This is a genomic window from Pseudomonas sp. GW822-FHT07A10 (genome assembly GCF_058798795.1).
Map to the genome: position 1 here is coordinate 84,362 of NZ_JBXAKV010000015.1, position 17,875 is coordinate 102,236.

Consider the following 17,875-nt stretch of genomic DNA (forward strand, 5'->3'; position numbering starts at 1 on the left):
TCCTAAGACAGCCTTTAGCAGGACTAAACGATGAGTCGTCAATTGCACGCCCAGACTTATGTCTGGCTGCACGTGTTTTCCTGTGCCGCGCGGCACCTGTCGTTCACCCGTTGTGCCGAAGAACTGCACATCACGCCGGGTGCGGTCAGTCAGCAAATTCGGCAACTGGAGGAGCGGCTGGGTTTTCGCCTGTTCCACCGTCGCGCTCGTGGCGTGGAATTGAGTGCGCAAGGCCAGCGCCTGGCCATTACGGTCAACGAGGCTTACGGCAGCATCGACGCAGAATTGCGACGACTGGATGCGGGAATGATCAGCGGGATTTTGCGGGTGCGTTCGATTCCCTCGTTCCTGAGCAAATGGCTGACCCCGCGTTTGCCGCGTTTGCAGCAGCGCTTCCCGGACATTCAATTGCGCCTGGTGGCGGAGGACAGCAGCGTGCCGTTGCACGAGGGAGATTTCGATCTGGCGATCGATCTGAATGACGGCAGCTATCCCGGATTGTTATCCACAGCCTTGCTCGACGAGCAGATATTTCCGGTGTGCGCCCCGAGCCTGTTGCGAGGACGTCCGCCGCTGCACGGGCCGGCAGACTTGATGCACTTTCCGTTGTTGCACGACATCACCGCGTGGCGCGGTAGCTACGAGTACGCGGAATGGGAGTTTTACCTCAATGCCATCGGCTTCGAAGGCGCGGATGTGCGGCGCGGGCACACCTTCAACCGCAATCACCTGACCATCGAAGCGGCGATTGCCGGGATGGGCGTGGCGATTGCGCGGCGAACGCTGCTTAACGATGAGCTGGAACGGGGTACGCTGATCGTGCCGTTTGGCTTGGCGGTGCCTAATCACAAGCGCTACGTGCTGCTCTACGCGCCGGGTGCGCTGAGCCATCCGGGCGTGCGCGCGGTGCATGACTGGCTGGTGGAAGAGGCGGGGATTTTTCGTGACCTGCATCCGCTGGGGGGCGCGGCAGATGTGACCATTTTTGACTGAAGACAGGGCCGACCCAACTCCCGACATTAACAGCGCTTTTGCTCGTTGTCCGGCTTTTTTTGCGTATGAATATTTATCTTTTTTTAGGGGTTGAAATGTTCCGCGCACACACCGATTGTGTAACCAAGAGGTTGCGGTGATGACGCCCAAGGGCCAGCCGATGCGCCTCTTGCGAGCTAGCTGAAATAAGGGAAGAACTATGCAAATCCAAGTCAATAGCGATAACCATATTCAAAGCAGTAAACGACTGGAGGAGTGGGTACGTACTACCATTGAGAGCACGCTCGAACGTTATGAAGAGGACCTGACCCGCGTCGAGGTCCATCTGCGGGACGAGAACGGCGACAAGCCTGGTCCCCATGACATGCGCTGCCAGCTGGAAGCGCGGCCAAAAGGCCATCAACCGATTTCCGTTACCCATAAAGCCGCCTCCCTGGAACTGGCGATCGACGGGGCAGCCGAAAAACTTGAACATGCGCTGGAGCATATGTTTGGCAAATTACGCGGCAAACCACGCGCCGCTGTGGTGCCGTTCGACAGGGGCGCACATGCCGATGCGCTGCTTGAGGATGAGTTTCTCGAGAACGAACAGGCTGCACTCAACGGCTGAGGTCTAAGGCGGCATTATATTCCCACAGCTTTCCAACTAAAAAAGGGGCCTGCGTTGCAGGCCCCTTCTTTGTTTCAGTGTCCACCGGTCCCCTGTGGCAAAGGAGCTTGCTGTGGTGAGGGGGCACGTCCCATCGCCAGAATTTAAATGCTTGAGGAACCCTGTCGCTTTGGTGACAGGCGCGCCGATCACTACTTATGGACGGGGTGCTGACGGGTTTGTTGCATGCCCGAAACAGCGACTTTGCCCTCTGTTTTGGTCGTGGTGCCGGGAAAACCTTCCCGTGTTACGGTACATTTAAAGTCAAACTCGAGCTCTCCCTTAACAAAGTCAACCTTGATGACTGTTATTCCTCCACTTCCAGGGTCGGCGATAAAAACGTGATCATAATCAGGATCGTGTGGGACTGTTTGCACATATATGAAATTGTTGATTTCGGGAGCCCCAATATTATATTTCCTGAGTGTGAGATTGTCCTTGAAAATAAACTCCCAGTGTCTGCCGTTCATTATTCCTATGATCTGGATTGCACTGTCTGAAATGCGCCTGAAAATAACTTGGGTGCTTTCAAAGTCGGGGCGGCTTTCAATTGTTGATTTCACAGTGCCGGATGCGAAGGGGCCTTTTTTCAGAATTTTGGAGTCCAGTTCAGTAAGCATGCCTGCGGACATTTTTATCTCTCCATAGATTGAGTTAAAAATGATCCGCTTTCAGTATTTATATGGCTACTGTCAAATCTGACAGATGTTTAGTGATTTTAATAATGTCTCGCAATAAGAGAGCGCGTATATTGCGCAATGGGTTCTAACGAAATGCCTGACGATACTCGCCAGGCGTCCCACCCAAAGCCTGGCGAAACCGATTGGTAAAGTGACTGGCACTGGCAAAACCGCACGCCAGCGCAATTTCCCCCAATGGCTGCGATGTTGCGCGCAATAACTCCCGAGCCCGGCTCAATCGCCGCGCCAACACATACTGATGCGGCGGCAAGCCGAAGCTCACACGAAACATCCGCGCAAAGTGATATTCCGACAGCGCGCACAAGCTCGCCAATTGCCCAAGGCTGATCGCCTCCGCCAACTGACTGTCGATGAACTCCACCAGCTGCCGCCGCTGATGCGCCGCCAATCCACCCTTGAGGCGCAAGCCCTGACGCACACCAACCTGGCTGAGCAAGGCGTGGCTGAGCATCTCGTGGGCCAGGCTGCTGGTGAGCAGGCGTTCGCCGGGTTCGTCCCAGTTGAGGGTGATCAACTGCCGAAAGTGCCGTACTTGCTGCGGGTCTTCGAGGAACGTGCGCTCGCGCAACTGCAATTCCCGCGGCTCGCGATCCAGCAGCGTGACGCAACCAAGGGCAAATTGTTCGGGGCTGAAATACAGGTGGGCCAGGCGAATGTCGCCGTTGATCACCCAGCCAGACTGATGGTCGGCCGGCAGAATGCACAGCTTGTCCGGGCCGCCCTTGGTGCCGGGCTGGTCGCGGCGAAAGGTGCCGGTACCGCCGGCGATGTAGCACGACAAAGTGTGATGGCTCGGCGCTTCGTAGTCCTGGGCGTCATGGTGGTTGCTCCACAAAGCCGCAGCCATGCCGTCACCGAGCTCGGCGCTGTGCTCCAGGCGAGCATTGGGCGAGCGGTTGAGGGCTTGAAAGACTTGCAACGTTTCCAGTGCGGCCATGATCGGTTCTCTCCAACGCCTTGCATCCTACTCCGTAGACGCTGGCCTGCCAGCCTGCCGACCGACAAAAGCGCAAGTTTATGCAAGTGCAAAAGGGTGTCGCGCCGGACACTGAAGGCCTATTCAGGAGTCTTCACCATGAACCTCTCGTTATACCTGCTGACCGTATTGATCTGGGGCACCACCTGGATTGCCTTGAAATGGCAACTGGGCGTGGTGGCGATTCCAGTGTCGATCGTCTATCGCTTCGGTCTCGCCGCGCTGGTGCTGTTCGTGATGTTGCTGCTCAGCCGGCGCCTGCAAGTGATGAACCGTCGCGGGCATCTGATTTGCCTGGCGCAGGGGCTGTGCCTGTTCTGTATCAATTTCATGTGCTTCCTCACCGCCAGCCAATGGATCCCCAGCGGCCTGGTCGCCGTGGTGTTTTCCACCGCAACATTGTGGAACGCCTTCAATGCGCGGGTGTTCTTCGGCCAGAAAATCGCCCGCAACGTGCTGATGGGCGGCGCGCTGGGCTTGCTCGGTCTTGGTCTGTTGTTCTGGCCGGAGCTTGCCGGTCATACCGCCAGCCCGGAAACCTTGCTCGGGTTGGCTCTGGCGTTGCTCGGAACCTTGTGCTTCTCGGCGGGCAACATGCTGTCGAGTCTGCAGCAGAGGGCCGGCCTGAAACCCCTGACCACCAATGCCTGGGGCATGGCTTATGGCGCGGCGATGTTGTCAGTGTGGTGCCTGGTCAAAGGCATCCCGTTCGACATGGAATGGAACGCCCGTTACATCGGCTCGTTGCTGTACCTGGTGATACCGGGCTCGGTGATTGGCTTCACCGCCTACTTGACGCTGGTCGGGCGCATGGGGCCGGAGCGGGCGGCGTATTGCACCGTGTTGTTCCCCGTGGTCGCGCTGAATGTGTCGGCGTTTGCCGAGGGCTATCAATGGACGGCGCCGGCATTGGTGGGGTTGGTGCTGGTGATGTTGGGCAATGTGCTGGTGTTTCGTAAGCCCAAGGCACCGATGGTGCAGGCGAGCGGTAAGTTGGCTTGAGCTGATTAATGGTCGAGCGCGGTCTGTCTCAGCGCTCGATCTTCAGCGTCACATACATTAATAATGGCAACATAAAGTCAACAATATGCCGAGCCCAGTCTTTGGCGTTCCATGTTTGTGATTTGTCCATGTTGAACCACTCGACACCCACGACTTGCAGGCAGACGTAATAAATAAACAAACCGATCAATAAGCCGATGATGGAGAATTTTTTAGCCTCGTGAAACTTTTTGGCTGAAGCGTGAATATTCCGAAAAAGCTGATATGTACCCATTAGGCAATAAACGGTATACGTCACTTCGAGGGTAATGATGAGCCAGTAGATACGGTGGTGAAGCAGGGGAGAGGTGATTGCCCGATAGCTGGTTTTTTCGTTGTTTTGAGTCGTGTCCATGCTTAGGACGTGAGCGACATATTCATAGTTTGTTGCGTAGTCAGTGAAGTTGCTATACATCACCAGCAGGCCAAAAAAACTGATATACGCCATCAATATTACTTTGCTGTATCTGATGATCTGGTCGGTTGTCAGGTGGTTCAATATGAGGGTTCTCCATAAGTAGGCTCCGTAAGCAGCTAAGTAGTGGAGAGTCTATAGCGTGTATCTGTTTTTCGGCGGCAGACTGAATTGCAAGTTGTGTATTGAAAGGGCAGGCGTTTAAAACACCTGCCCGTTTTGATCAGCCTTTCCACACTTGTGGGTTCACCAGATCCTGCGGTCGTTCACCCAACAAGGCACTGCGCAAGTTGGCTAACGCACGGTTGGCCATCGCTTCGCGGGTTTCGTGTGTGGCCGAGCCGATATGCGGCAGGGTCACGGCGTTTTTCAGTTGGAACAGCGGTGATTCAGCCAGTGGTTCTTTCTCGTAAACGTCCAGCCCGGCGCCACGAATCCGGTTGTTTTGCAGCGCTTCGACCAGCGCCGGTTCGTCCACCACCGGGCCGCGGGCGATGTTCACCAGAATGGCGCTCGGTTTCATCAACGCCAGTTCACGGTGGCTGATCAGGTGCCTGGTTTTTTCGCTGAGCGGCACCACCAGGCAGACGAAATCGGCTTCGGCCAGCAGTTGATCCAGGCTACGGAACTGTGCGCCGAGTTCTTGTTCCAGTGCGGTCTTGCGACTGTTGCCGCTGTAGATGACCGGCATGTTGAAGCCCAGTCGACCACGACGGGCGATGGCCGCGCCGATGTTGCCCATGCCGACGATGCCTAAGGTTTTGCCATGCACATCGCTGCCGAACAACGGTGCGCCGACGGTGGCTTGCCATTGGCCAGCCTTGGTCCAGGCGTCCAGCTCGGCGACGCGGCGGGCGCTGCTCATCAGCAGGGCGAAGGCCAGGTCAGCGGTGCTTTCGGTGAGTACGTCGGGGGTGTTGGTGAGCATGATCCCGCGTTCGTTGAAGTAGGCGAGGTCGTAGTTGTCGTAGCCGACGGAGACGCTGGAGACCACTTCCAGTTTGCTGGCGTTTTCCAGTTGTGCGCGACCGAGTTTGCGGCCAACGCCGATCAGGCCATGAGCGTGGGGTAGGGCTTCGTTGAACTGGGCGGCAATGTCGCCGTTTTTCGGGTTCGGCACAATCACATCGAAATCCTGTTGCAGGCGTTCGATCATGGGCGGGGTGATGCGGCTGAAGGCGAGGACGGTTTTTTTCATTGGAGAGGGGCTCGTCGGGCGTGGAGATTGCCAAGCAAGCTAACATTCTTCGCGGACATTATGCGAGGGTGTACGCCATCCAAAACTGTAGGCGCGACCTGTGGCGAGGGGGCTTGCCCCCGTTGGGCTGCGAAGCAGCCCCAAAATCTCTGGTGGTCCAAAGATATTGTGAGTGCTACGCACTCAAACGGGGGAAAGCCCCCTCGCCACGGCCTCGCTCCTACAACGGGTCAGCTGTGTGGCGCAGTCTTCGGTACGTCGACGTTATCCAGTACTCGGTTCACTGCCAGCTCGGCCAACATGATGACCTGCTGAATCGCCAGGATCGTATACCGCTGCGGGGCGTCGACATAGGCTGCAATGTCGCTGGTCATGACGCTGGCCGAGGCCAGGGATTCGCAGACATGAGCGAGCAGACTTTCGTTGTCCATGTCCGGCGCAACCTGAAACATCCTGCTTGGCTTGCGGCCTTCTGGTTTTTTCGGAGTGGGCTTGAGGTAGTGGTCGAGCGCGCGTTCGGCGGCTTCGTTGAGTTTTTTGGAATCGAGAGATTCGTAGGGCGAAACGTCGTCGGTTTCCGGAGGGTTCGGTGTTTCTTTAATCATGCGGAAGTACTCATTGGCAGATGAAGTGGAACTGCCATCTTTCGTTTTCCAGACGAAAGGGTGGCAGCTGTGCGCGGACTGGAAAAACCGGAACACCCACCAAAACCCGGCAGACCCGAAGGTCTCCCGCGCACAGCCGCCATAACAAGGATTGCGTGCAAAAAAAGCGCCGCAGTATGCCATGAGCTGTAGTAAGTGTTTGCCAGGTTTTCCAGACCTGATCGCTGATTTGGCAGCGACCCACAAAGCCTACCCACTTCGCTTCCGACGCAACAACCGTCAAAACTTGTCGGAAACCTCCCCAAAAAAAGCACCGCGTCTGTGGGACCGTGAAGTCAGTTTGCCACCCGAGCCCCACCCAAGCTCCCACTCAACTCATACGCCGCCAATTCCGCCTGATGCGCCGCCAGAATCTCCGGCAACGACCCGCGCAAATACTCGACCCACGTCTTGATCTTCGCGTCCAGATACTGTCGCGACGGGTAAATCGCATACAGGTTCAATTCCTGCGAGCGGTACTTTGGCATCACCCGTACCAGCGTACCGTTGCGCAGCCCTTCAATCGCCGCATACACCGGCAACACACCAACGCCCATGCCACTGGTGATCGCTGTCTTCATCGCGTCAGCGGAGTTCACCAAGAACGGTGAGCTGTTGATGGTGACCATTTCCTGGCCTTCCGGGCCGTCGAAGGCCCACTTTTCCAGCGGGATCACCGGGCTCACCAGGCGCAAGCACATGTGATTGAGCAAATCGCTGGGCTTCTGCGCGCAGCCGTTGGCTTTTACATAGGCGGGCGATGCGCAAACGATGCTGTAGGTGATGCCCAAACGCTGGGAGACGAAGCCCGAGTCGGGCAGTTCGCTGGCGAGCACGATGGACACGTCGTAGCCCTCGTCGAGCAAGTCCGGCACACGGTTGGCCATGGTCAGGTCGAAGGTCACGTCGGGGTGGGTCTTGCGGTAGCGAGCGATGGCGTCGATCACGAAGTGCTGACCGATGCCGGTCATGGTGTGCACCTTGAGTTGCCCGGCTGGGCGCGCGTGGGCGTCGCTGGCCTCGGCTTCGGCTTCTTCGACATAGGCCAGGATCTGCTCGCAGCGCAACAGATAGCGCTTGCCCGCTTCGGTCAGGGCAATGCGCCGGGTGGTGCGGTTGAGCAGGCGGGTTTGCAGGTGGGCTTCCAGGTTGGAGACCGCGCGCGAGACATTGGCCGTGGTGGTGTCCAGTTGTACGGCGGCGGCGGTGAAGCTGCCGGCCTCGGCCACGTAACTGAAGGCGCGCATGTTTTGCAAAGTGTCCATGGGGTGCTCTCTTGGCGGATGGCAAATTGTGACACGAAGTTTCAGAGACTGAGACCCCGACCAAGGGATTATCTCGTTAACGGTAACAAAGATTCACAAGATTCCCGGCTTATCGCCATTCGGACCGCCCCCTAGAATTGCGCCCGTTCTTGTAGGAGCGAGGCTTGCCCGCGAAGACGGTCTCACAGTCACCATTGATATCGCCTGACAGACCGTCTTCGCGGGCAAGCCTCGCTCCTACACCTCCCAATTTTCAGGAAATCGCAGCAGTGCCGCGTCGCATCAACAGAGCGCTCAAGACGCTCAGTGTTTTGGCTTTAACCCTGGCAATCAGCGGCTGCATCGGAACCGGCGGTATTGCCCCACAAGGCAAGGCACTGGAGGCCAATTCATTGGCCACCGACGAAGCCATCCAGAGCGCCGCCCGGGACGCTCACTGGCCCACTGCCCAATGGTGGCAAGCCTACGGCGACCCGCAACTGAACCGCTGGATCTCCCTCGCCCTGCAAGACAGTCCGAACATGGCCATGGCCGCCGCGCGAGTGCGTCAGGCCCGGTCCATGGCGGGTATTGCCGAGTCCGCCGAGTCGCTGCAGATCAATGGCCAGTCGACCCTCAAACGCCACAACTGGCCCACCGATCAGTTCTACGGCCCCGGTGAGTTGGCCAACACCACCACTTGGGACAACAACGCCGCGCTGGGCTTCAGCTATGCCCTCGACCTCTGGGGGCGCGAAAGCAACGCCACCGAGCAAGCGGTGGACATGGCGCACATGAGCGCTGCCGAAGCACGGCAGGCCCAGCTCGAATTGCAGAACAACATCGTGCGTGCCTACATCGAGCTCTCGTTGCATTACGCGCAACGGGACATCGTCGCGGCGACCTTGAAGCAGCAACAGCAAATCCTCGACCTGGCGCAAAAACGCCTGGACGGTGGCATCGGCACGCACTTCGAAGTCAGCCAGGCCGAAACGCCGCTACCGGAAACCCATCGCCAACTCGATGCGCTGGATGAAGAAATCGCCCTCAGCCGTAACCAGCTCGCGGCCTTGGCCGGTAAGGGACCGGGGGCGGGCGCGCAGTTGCAACGGCCGACGCTGTCGTTGGGGACGGCGCTGAAGTTACCGTCATCGTTGCCGGCGCAATTGCTCGGGCAACGCCCGGACGTGGTTGCCAGTCGTTGGCAAGTGGCGGCCCAGGCGCGGGGCATCGATGTCGCTCACGCAGGCTTCTACCCCAACGTCGATCTGGTCGGCAGCCTCGGTTACATGGCCACTGGCGGCGGTGCGCTGGAGTTCCTGACCGGCAAGAAGCTCAACTACAGCGTGGGACCTGCGATTACATTGCCGATTTTTGACGGCGGCCGCTTGCGTTCCGAGCTGGGTGAAGCCTCGGCCGGTTATGACATCGCCGTGGCCAAATACAACCAGACGCTGGTCAATGCGCTGAAGAACATCTCCGACCAGTTGATCCGCCGCGAGTCGATGGACAAGCAGCAAACGTTCGCCGCCGAATCGGTGGCCACGGCGCAGAAGACCTACGACATCGCGATGATCGCCTATCAACGTGGGCTCACCGATTACCTCAACGTACTCAATGCGCAGACCTTGTTGTTCAAGCAACAGCAAGTGCAGCAGCAGGTTCAGGCTGCGCGGTTGAGTGCTCATGCGGAGTTGGTGACGGCGCTCGGCGGCGGACTCGATGCGGGCGACGACGTCCCGAGTGCCGAGAAAACCCAGCCCCCGAAAACCCCGAGCCTTTTGAAGTGAGCACGACGTTTCAGGCACACCCACAGTTCCTCAAGCCCTAGACCATTGAGCAAAATTTCATGACTCCCTTGCCCGCACCTTTGCGCTGGCTATATTCCCTTGAATGGCGCCGGGGTTTCTTCGACTGGGCGCGCAGCGACGGCGTGACCTGGGTCTACATTTTCAAGGTGCTGTTCGCCGCATTCCTCACGCTGTGGCTGGCCATGCGTCTTGAATTGCCGCAACCGCGCACCGCGATGATCACCGTGTTCATCGTCATGCAACCGCAAAGCGGCCAGGTGTTCGCCAAGAGTTTCTATCGCTTCCTCGGCACGTTGGCCGGGTCGGCGGTGATGGTCGCGCTGATTGCCTTGTTCGCGCAGAACACCGAACTGTTCCTCGGCTCGCTGGCGATCTGGGTCGGCCTGTGCACGGCTGGCGCAGCGCGTTGTCGCAACTTCCGCGCCTATGGATTTGTGCTCGCCGGTTATACGGCGGCGATGGTTGGGCTGCCCGCTCTGGCTCACCCGGACGGCGCATTCATGGCTGCGGTCTGGCGAGTGCTGGAAATCTCCCTGGGGATTCTCTGCTCGACGCTGGTCAGCGCCGCGATCCTGCCGCAAACCGCCAGTGCGGCGATGCGCAATGCGTTGTATCAACGCTTCGGTGTGTTTGCGTTGTTCGTCACTGATGGCTTGCGCGGTCGCAGTCGGCGCGAAGCGTTTGAAGCAAGCAACGTTCGGTTCATCGCCGAAGCGGTGGGCCTGGAAGGACTGCGCAGTGTCACGGTGTTCGAAGACCCGCATATGCGTCGACGCAACGGGCGACTCAGTCGTTTGAACAGCGAGTTCATGGGCGTCACCACACGCTTCAATGCCCTGCATCAGTTGCTCGAGCGCCTGCGCGGCAGCGGCGCCGATCATGTTGTCGCGGCGATCAAACCAGGGTTGCAGGACCTGGCCGAAGTGCTCGACGGTTTCAGCGGCCGTGCGCTGACCAGCCCTGATGCCGCTCGCCTGGCCAGCGCCTTGGCGACTTACAAGGACAACTTGCCGGCGCGGGTGCGCAAGTTGCGGGCGAGCTTTCAGGAGAGCGATCCGAGCGACGCCGAGCAGCTGGATTTTCACACTGCCTACGAACTGCTTTATCGCTTCGTCGACGACCTGCACAGTTATGCACAGACCCACGCGTCGCTCGCCGATCACAGCCACGAACGGGAGCGTTGGGACGAGCCCTTCACCCCGCAAACCAATTGGCTGGCCTCGGCCGCGTCGGGGATTCGCGCAGCGTTCATCCTTGTGGTGCTCGGCAGCTATTGGGTGGCCACCGCGTGGCCGAGCGGGGCGACCATGACCCTGATCGCCGCCGCCACCGTCGGCCTGTCAGCCGCGACGCCAAACCCCAAGCGAATGGCCTTTCAGATGGCCTGCGGGACCTTGCTCGGGGCGCTGATCGGCTTCGTCGAGATGTTTTTCATCTTCCCCTGGATCGACGGTTTTCCATTGCTTTGCGTGATGCTCGCGCCGGTGATCGTGCTCGGCTCGTTCCTCACTTCTCGGCCGCAATACGCCGGTGTCGGCCTGGGGTTGCTGATCTTCTTCAGCACCGGTTCGGTGCCGGACAACCTTACGGTCTACAACCCTTACGCCTTCATCAACGACTACATCGCCATGGTGATGGGCATGCTGGTGTGCGCGGCGGCCGGGGCAATCATTCTGCCGCCCAACAGCCGCTGGTTGTGGCGGCGGCTGGAGCAGGACTTGCGCGGGCAAGTGGTGTACGCCATCAGCGGCAAACTCAAAGGGCTGGCGTCGAGTTTCGAAAGCCGCACGCGGGACTTGCTGCATCAGGCCTACGGCCTTGCAGTGGGGCAGCCGCAGGTGCAACGGGACTTGTTGCGCTGGATGTTGGTGGTGCTGGAAGTCGGCCACGCGATTATCGAACTGCGTAAGGAACAAGCGATTCTGCCGGTGCACCCGGCGTATGCCGAATCCCAGCCATGGCGCCAGTCCATACGGGTGATGGGGCGTTCGCTGGTGCGGCTGTTTCTGCAACCGGGCCAGAGCAATCTGGAGCGGGCGCTGGTCGCCGTCGACCACGCGATCGGCCGCGTGCAGGCCACCGACGAACCCTTCGCGCCACACTTCGATACCTCTGCCTTGCGCCGGGTGAAGAGCTACCTGCACTTCATCCGCACCTCGTTGCTCGACCCGCAATCGCCGCTGGCCTCATACACCATTGCCAAGCCCCAAGGACTTGAACATGCCTCGTGAAATCGCCTTCCACGGCGTGTACATGCCGACCATGACCCTGATGTTTTTCATTGCGGCGGCGCTGGCCTGGGCGCTTGACCGGTTCTTGTCCGGGTTCGATCTGTACCGTTTCTTCTGGCACCCGGCGCTGCTGCGCCTGAGCCTGTTTACCTGTCTGTTCGGCGCTTTGGCGCTGACTGTCTACCGTTGACTCTCTATCACTGAAGAAGGCCTTGATGAAAAAGCTTTTCAGCCTGCTCGCGACCCTGCTGGTACTGGCCCTTGCCCTGTGGATCGGCCGGACCTTGTGGGTGCATTACATGAACACGCCCTGGACCCGTGACGGCCGGGTGCGCGCCGACATCATCAACGTCGCCGCCGACGTGACCGGTGAGGTGGTGGAGGTGCCGGTGCGCGATAACCAGTTGGTGAAAAAGGGCGACTTGCTGATGCGCATCGACCCCGAGCACTACCGTCTCGCGGTGAAACAGGCGCAGAGCCTGGTGGCCTCGCGCAAGGCCACGTGGGAGATGCGCAAGGTCAACGCCCATCGCCGCGCCGACCTCGACAACCTGGTGATCTCCAGGGAAAACCGCGACGACGCCACCAACATCGCCGACTCGGCCCTGGCCGATTACCAGAACGCACAAGCGCAACTGGAAGCCGCCGAACTGAACCTCCAGCGCACCGAAGTGCGGGCGGCGGTGGACGGCTACGTCACCAACCTCAATGTCCATCGCGGTGACTATGCGCGCATCGGCGAAGCGAAAATGGCGGTGGTCGACATGAATTCGTTCTGGGTGTATGGCTTCTTCGAAGAAACCAAACTGCCGCATGTTCGCGTGGGCGATAAAGCCGACATGCAATTGATGAGTGGCGAAGTGCTCAAGGGCCACGTGGAAAGTATTTCTCGCGGCATCTACGACCGCGATAATCCGGAAAGCCGCGAGCTGATCGCTGATGTGAATCCGACTTTTAACTGGGTGCGTCTGGCGCAGCGGGTGCCAGTAAGGATTCACATTGATGAAGTGCCGGAGGGCGTGCTGTTGGCGGCGGGGATTACGTGTACGGTGGTGGTGCCCCCCCCGGCTGGCGAATGACCCGTGGCGAGGGGGCTTGCCCCCGTTGGGCTGCGCAGCAGCCCCCAAAAATCTGCAAACCGGTACGGTCAGACACACCGCGGAATCAGCCTTGCGACGGCTGCGCCGCCGAACGGGGGCAAGCCCCCTCGCCACAAAAAATGGCCGTGTCAGCCTTGGCAAAACGTCTCATGCAAATGCCGCCAAACCACCTTGCCATCGGCCTGTTTCTCAAACACCACCGAGGACCGCCGATCCGAATGCAGCCCCGTCGCATCGGTCTGTTGCTCGCGGTAACTGACCACTGCGCCACCGTCATACAGCGCAACACCTCGCAACTCGCTGAGCTCAATCCTGAACCCGAGCTTCTTCCCGCCCGCGAGCAGAAACAATTCATTCAACGCCTCGAAATCCAGTACCCGGCCCAACGGCGAGACCATGGAAAACTGCGGTGAAAAACGCGTCAGCAATTGCTCAAGCTCGGCCTCGTCCCGCTCCTCGGCCAACCATTGCTCGATGGCTACGTGGGCCTGGATCACTTCGTCAAAGTATTCGGTGTAGTCGGTCATGCTGTTTCCTGAAAGTCTGAAAGTCTGAAAGTTTTGTTCTGACGCCTTCGCGGTCTCAGAGCTGCCCGCGCAACCCGAACCGCTTCATCAACCCCGACTCCAGCAACCCTTTTGGCAATAACCCCGCCATCAACGGCAACGCCCGGCTGCCGTTACCCAAACGCACCAGACGCGGCGTTTTGCTCTGCTGTACTGCCTTCAGTAAACCAGCGGCAAATTCACTGGCCGGCGTTGGTTTATCTTGAGAGGCCTTGGCCCGTGCACGAATACCTTCACGCAGTGGAAACCACGGTGATTGTTCGGTGATCAGTTGCTCGGCTTCGTGGCCGGCATTCTTCGCGAAGCTGGAGGCGATGGCCCCAGGCTGAACTTCCATGACCCGCACGCCGAACGGCGCCAGTTCCATGCGCAACGCATCGCTCAAGGCATGCACGGCGGCTTTCGAGGCGCAGTAGGCACCGGCAAACGGCGTGACCAGAACCCCGGAAACGCTGCCGATGTTTATCACCAGCCCCCGGGCGCGACGCAGTACCGGGAACATCGCGCGAGTGACGCCGACAATCGCAAACACGTTGGTTTCGAACTGGCGCTGCATGGCCGGCACGCCGCCATCGAGCAGCGGCCCCATGGCACCATAACCGGCATTGTTGATCAGCACATCGAGGCCGCCGCGTTGCTGGTTGATCCGCTCGCTCAGCTGTTCGAGGGCCGGGCCATCGTTAACGTCCAGCTGCACGGCGGTGAAACCGGCGGCGGTGAGTGCTGCCACGTCTTCAGCCTTGCGGGCACTGGCCCAGACTTCGTAACCGGCATTTTTGAAGGTGTCGGCAAGTGCGCGGCCAATGCCGCTGGAGCAACCGGTAATCAACGCAACAGGCATGGCGCGGTCCTTGTGCAAAAGAAAAAGGGGGATCAGTCGGAGAAACTACCCTGCAACCGTTCAGCGCGAAATTCCAGGGTTTGCGGGCGGTAGCCGGGGCGCAAGGGCGGTAGCGGCAAGCAGTCTTCCCAACTGCCGCCGGCCTGCAATTCACCGGGGCCGCGATAACGTGGCGCAGCGTATTGATTGTCGGCCAGGTTCACCGTATCGCCCGGCGCATACGCCGCGATGCGCCAGCGCAACTCGGTCAGTGGCACGTCGTTGCCGTTTTTCATTGTCAACTTCAACGGCCGGTCTGCGGGACAGTGCTCGGGTGCGTAAGTGATGCGCAGCTCAAGGCGTGCCAGTTGCTTGATTTCGCGGTTGTCCATCCAGAACACCCACGTTGCCACCAGGCCCAATCCGACAGCGGCCGCCACGGAAACCGGCACGGCCTTGGCCGGGTAGCGCAGCAACAGGATCAGCCAGGTAATGACCAGCAAGACGCCGATGAACATGTTTTAACGCTCCTTGAACTCATGACCACCATCCTACCGAAGGGCCGCGGGAATGGACATTCGCGGTTCAAGGGGCATCTACCGCTGGTCGCTACTGTAATTTCTGACAGTAGCCAGGCAGTCAGCGCCACGATTAGATGGCCATTGGCAAAAAAAGGACATCCAGGGCATGCCGGCCTCGACGATGGGAATGCACTACAACACACCCAAAGTGTCTGTCTTCGATCCGCGAGGATTGCCCGTCTGTTCGGTTGATTATTGGCGTGAGGTTGAAGGCATCGCCGCTCAGGCGCGATTCAATCGCACGCTCCACGATGCCGCGGGTTTCCCGATAAAACAGTGGGACCCTCGGCTGTGGGCGTTGCACAAGGACGACCCTGCAGTCCCTGCCAATCTTACGACAGTGCATTCGCTGCTTGGCCATCCCGTTTGCACGAACAGTGTCGATGCCGGCTCGACAGTCAGTCTGTTAGGCCTGGCCGATCAGGTGCTGTTCAGCTGGGACAGCCGCGGGATACGACGCGAGGTTGAATACGACGACCTGCTTCGGCCCGTGGCGGTGTTCGAACACCTGGCCACCGAACCACGACGTTGTGCTGAACGCATGGAGTATGTTCGTGCCGAACCGGAGGCCCAGGATCATAACCAATGCGGGGAATTGATTCGCCAGGATAGCCCGGGCGGGACCGTGCTGTTTGAGTCGTTCGCGATCACTGGCCAGTGCACAAGGCAGGCTCAACACTTCACCTTGGAGGCCGTTGCACCGGATTGGCCCGAGCCGATTGCCGAGCGTGAGGCGTTACTGGAACCAGATGAGGGCGCAATCTCGACGTGGCGTTACGGGCCGCACGGTGATGTGCTGGAAATGGTCGATGCCCGGCAGAACACCCAGAGGTTTGACTTCACCCGTGATGGTCGGTTGCGCCAGAGCGAACTCAAACTGGCCGGCAAGCTCACGTGGCAAACACTGGTCCGGGAGATCGAGTACAACGCCGACGGACAAGTCACGCGAGAAGTGGCGGGCAACGACGTACAAACAACACTTACGTACTGCGCCGAGAGTGGTCACTTGATGACGCGGCGGGCGCACAGCGAGCGTACCGGCGAGTTGCAACATCTGCTCTATGACTATGACCGCATGGGTAATGTGCTGAGTATCGAAGACAAGGCGTTGCCAGTGCGTTATTTCAACAATCAACGCGTCGAACCCGTCAGTCGATTCTGGTATGACAGTTTTTATCAATTGATCGCGGCGATTGGCTGGGAGGCGGGCGCCGCCAATCAAGGGCCGGCATCCGTCGGCCGTAACGATCCTGCTGCGCTCGGTAACTACCACCAAACCTTCAGCCATGACGAAAGCGGCAATTTGCTGAAGCTGGCACATGTGGGTGCCCAAAGTCCTGGGCGCGAACTTAAGGCTGCCCGGTACAGCAATCGTTGCTTGCCATACCGCAACGGGGTGCCGCCGACCGAAAATGAAATCGCCGCGGCATTCGATGCCAAGGGCAATTTGCTGGAGCTGGATCAGGGGCGGCTGTTGACGTGGGACCTGCGCAATCAATTGCAGTCGGTCAGCCCGGTGGAACGTAAATCCGGACGTAATGACTGTGAATGTTATTTCTACGATAGCGGCGGCCAGCGAGTGCGCAAGATTCGTTCATTGCAGACCAATGCCCGAACCGTGAAAGCCGAAGTGCGTTACATGCCAGGGCTGGAAATGCGCACTGACAGTGGCACTGGAGAAGTGCTCCACGTCATCACCGTGCAGGCCGGACTCAATACGGTTCGGGTGTTGCACTGGGTAAGCGACCCACCGTCCGGGGTCAACGATCAATACCGGTACAACCTGGTCGATCACCTGAGGTCCTGCACCCTGGAACTGGCCGACGACGCACGCATCATCAGTCAGGAAGTCTTCTATCCCTTTGGCGAAACTGCATGGTTTGCCGGTTCGGACGTGGTTGGCGTCGACAATAAAACCATTCGCTATTCGGGTAAGGAGCGGGACGCGACGGGGCTTTATTACTATGGGGATCGCTACTACATCCCGTGGTTACAGCGATGGACCAGCCCGGATCCGGCAGGGTGGGAGGCGGATGGCTTCAATCTTTTCCGAATGGTGCGCAACAGCCCGCTGGTTTTTTTTGACGAGCAGGGGACGGAATCGAAATCCAAGTCGGCAGTACGCACTGCGATCGAGATTTTTGAATCGTACAAGGCCAATTACAGCGATACGGACAGAGTGGCTCCCTACACAATGATGAACGAAATAACCGAGGGCAAACTGAACTTCAAAACAACACAGGCAACACCCGTGGTGCTTGAAAAGACCAAAAACCTGCGGTTTACCTTGCGCCACTATTCGTCCAATCCAAGTAGTCCGGGGGATACACCGTCCCATATGGCTATCAAGTCAAATTTTTCCCTGGTCAACAGTAATTTGATGACGTTGGGCGGAAAAGGTGGCAATACCAGTGAGAAGGATTGGACCAAGGCTGGAAACATGGGTTTTACGTTCTTCCTGTTGGCTATAAACGGAGAGGTGAACGAGCGCAGGTTTCTCGCCAACAAAACGCATTTTGCCGAATACGATATTGAGGATGACAAGGCGATGGAGGCAGCCTTTGGCAAAGATTTCGATAACGTAGAATTTTTTGCTTCGCCCGATGTACTCGATCCAAAACACTCTTCGGATCTAGGGGCGGTGCCCATGGTTAAAGGCCGATTGAAAGAGTTGAAAGCGCTGTTGTTGGGCAATTCGGGAATCAGTCCGGTGCAGGTGGGAAGAATGGACTCACGAGCCATGCTGGACAGTATCGACAAAAAGTTCCACGGAACGCTTGAAATCAAAGTACCAGGTTCAGTAAAGGTCAATACTTGGCATAAAAAACCACTTCCCAAGGCTGCATAACCGTGGATAAAAAAAGCCCCCGACCAACTCGCTGCGGATGGGGATTCGCGGCGGACT

Annotated in this window: 17 protein-coding genes; 8 read left to right on the forward strand and 9 right to left on the reverse strand. The window is 58.6% G+C overall.

Annotated elements, in window-relative coordinates; translation table 11 throughout:
* Positions 1-30: 30 nt before the first annotated feature.
* A complete protein-coding gene (locus tag AC1RL4_RS22920) occupies positions 31-993 on the forward strand; it encodes a LysR substrate-binding domain-containing protein (protein WP_019581130.1) in 963 nt (320 codons plus the stop codon).
* A 199-nt stretch (positions 994-1,192) separates the two neighbouring features.
* Positions 1,193-1,603, forward strand: coding sequence for an HPF/RaiA family ribosome-associated protein (locus tag AC1RL4_RS22925; protein ID WP_007936360.1), 411 nt, complete (start codon positions 1,193-1,195; stop codon positions 1,601-1,603).
* 191 nt (positions 1,604-1,794) lie between these two features.
* On the opposite strand, the gene AC1RL4_RS22930 is transcribed toward AC1RL4_RS22925, so the two are convergent.
* Both AC1RL4_RS22930 and AC1RL4_RS22935 read right to left on the reverse strand, forming a co-directional pair.
* Positions 1,795-2,274 (reverse strand): hypothetical protein, encoded by a 480-nt coding sequence (locus tag AC1RL4_RS22930; RefSeq protein WP_028940316.1) that lies wholly within the window; start codon positions 2,272-2,274, stop codon positions 1,795-1,797.
* Between the two features lie 133 nt (positions 2,275-2,407).
* On the reverse strand, positions 2,408-3,280 hold the full coding sequence (locus AC1RL4_RS22935) for a helix-turn-helix domain-containing protein (RefSeq protein ID WP_028940317.1): 873 nt from the start codon (positions 3,278-3,280) through the stop codon (positions 2,408-2,410).
* Positions 3,281-3,418: 138 nt separating this feature from the next.
* Between AC1RL4_RS22935 and AC1RL4_RS22940 the strand changes: the two genes are divergently transcribed.
* Complete coding sequence (locus tag AC1RL4_RS22940) at positions 3,419-4,321, forward strand: DMT family transporter (protein ID WP_019581128.1); 903 nt, start codon at positions 3,419-3,421, stop codon at positions 4,319-4,321.
* 28 nt (positions 4,322-4,349) lie between these two features.
* On the opposite strand, the gene AC1RL4_RS22945 is transcribed toward AC1RL4_RS22940, so the two are convergent.
* From AC1RL4_RS22945 to AC1RL4_RS22960, 4 genes are all read right to left on the reverse strand, one after another.
* Positions 4,350-4,859, reverse strand: coding sequence for a DUF2165 family protein (locus AC1RL4_RS22945; RefSeq protein WP_028940318.1), 510 nt, complete (start codon positions 4,857-4,859; stop codon positions 4,350-4,352).
* 139 nt (positions 4,860-4,998) lie between these two features.
* Positions 4,999-5,973 (reverse strand): 2-hydroxyacid dehydrogenase, encoded by a 975-nt coding sequence (locus AC1RL4_RS22950; RefSeq protein ID WP_018927144.1) that lies wholly within the window; start codon positions 5,971-5,973, stop codon positions 4,999-5,001.
* A gap of 230 nt (positions 5,974-6,203) precedes the next feature.
* The gene (locus AC1RL4_RS22955) at positions 6,204-6,578 is read right to left on the reverse strand and encodes a DUF6124 family protein (protein ID WP_230175482.1); all 375 of its coding nucleotides are present in this window, start codon (positions 6,576-6,578) and stop codon (positions 6,204-6,206) included.
* 335 nt (positions 6,579-6,913) lie between these two features.
* The gene (locus AC1RL4_RS22960) at positions 6,914-7,882 is read right to left on the reverse strand and encodes a LysR family transcriptional regulator (protein ID WP_019581124.1); all 969 of its coding nucleotides are present in this window, start codon (positions 7,880-7,882) and stop codon (positions 6,914-6,916) included.
* Between the two features lie 269 nt (positions 7,883-8,151).
* On the opposite strand from AC1RL4_RS22960, the gene AC1RL4_RS22965 reads away from it, so the two are divergent.
* Genes AC1RL4_RS22965 through AC1RL4_RS22980 form a run of 4 tightly spaced genes read left to right on the forward strand, consistent with a single transcriptional unit; the run spans position 8,152 to position 12,982 of the window.
* A complete protein-coding gene (locus AC1RL4_RS22965; protein WP_230175648.1) occupies positions 8,152-9,651 on the forward strand; it encodes an efflux transporter outer membrane subunit in 1,500 nt (499 codons plus the stop codon).
* Positions 9,652-9,710: 59 nt separating this feature from the next.
* Positions 9,711-11,903 carry an FUSC family protein gene (locus AC1RL4_RS22970; RefSeq protein WP_230175647.1) on the forward strand — a complete coding sequence of 731 codons (2,193 nt, stop codon included), beginning with the start codon at positions 9,711-9,713 and terminating at the stop codon, positions 11,901-11,903.
* Positions 11,893-12,093, forward strand: a complete 201-nt coding sequence (locus tag AC1RL4_RS22975; RefSeq protein WP_007896379.1) for a DUF1656 domain-containing protein — start codon at positions 11,893-11,895, stop codon at positions 12,091-12,093. Before AC1RL4_RS22970 ends, AC1RL4_RS22975 begins: the two co-directional genes overlap by 11 nt.
* Positions 12,094-12,118: 25 nt before the next feature.
* On the forward strand, positions 12,119-12,982 hold the full coding sequence (locus tag AC1RL4_RS22980; RefSeq protein ID WP_019581121.1) for an efflux RND transporter periplasmic adaptor subunit: 864 nt from the start codon (positions 12,119-12,121) through the stop codon (positions 12,980-12,982).
* Positions 12,983-13,131: 149 nt separating this feature from the next.
* Here AC1RL4_RS22980 and AC1RL4_RS22985 read toward each other — a convergent pair whose 3' ends face one another.
* The 3 genes from AC1RL4_RS22985 to AC1RL4_RS22995 are packed head-to-tail and all read right to left on the reverse strand — an operon-like array spanning position 13,132 to position 14,907.
* Positions 13,132-13,530 carry a DUF4440 domain-containing protein gene (locus AC1RL4_RS22985; protein ID WP_028940322.1) on the reverse strand — a complete coding sequence of 133 codons (399 nt, stop codon included), beginning with the start codon at positions 13,528-13,530 and terminating at the stop codon, positions 13,132-13,134.
* Positions 13,531-13,585: 55 nt separating this feature from the next.
* Positions 13,586-14,410, reverse strand: coding sequence for an SDR family oxidoreductase (locus AC1RL4_RS22990; RefSeq protein WP_019581119.1), 825 nt, complete (start codon positions 14,408-14,410; stop codon positions 13,586-13,588).
* Between the two features lie 32 nt (positions 14,411-14,442).
* Positions 14,443-14,907: a hypothetical protein gene (locus AC1RL4_RS22995; RefSeq protein WP_019581118.1), complete on the reverse strand. Its 465-nt coding sequence runs from the start codon at positions 14,905-14,907 to the stop codon at positions 14,443-14,445.
* A 169-nt stretch (positions 14,908-15,076) separates the two neighbouring features.
* On the opposite strand from AC1RL4_RS22995, the gene AC1RL4_RS23000 reads away from it, so the two are divergent.
* Positions 15,077-17,818 (forward strand): RHS repeat domain-containing protein, encoded by a 2,742-nt coding sequence (locus tag AC1RL4_RS23000; protein WP_493120229.1) that lies wholly within the window; start codon positions 15,077-15,079, stop codon positions 17,816-17,818.
* Positions 17,819-17,875: the final 57 nt, after the last annotated feature.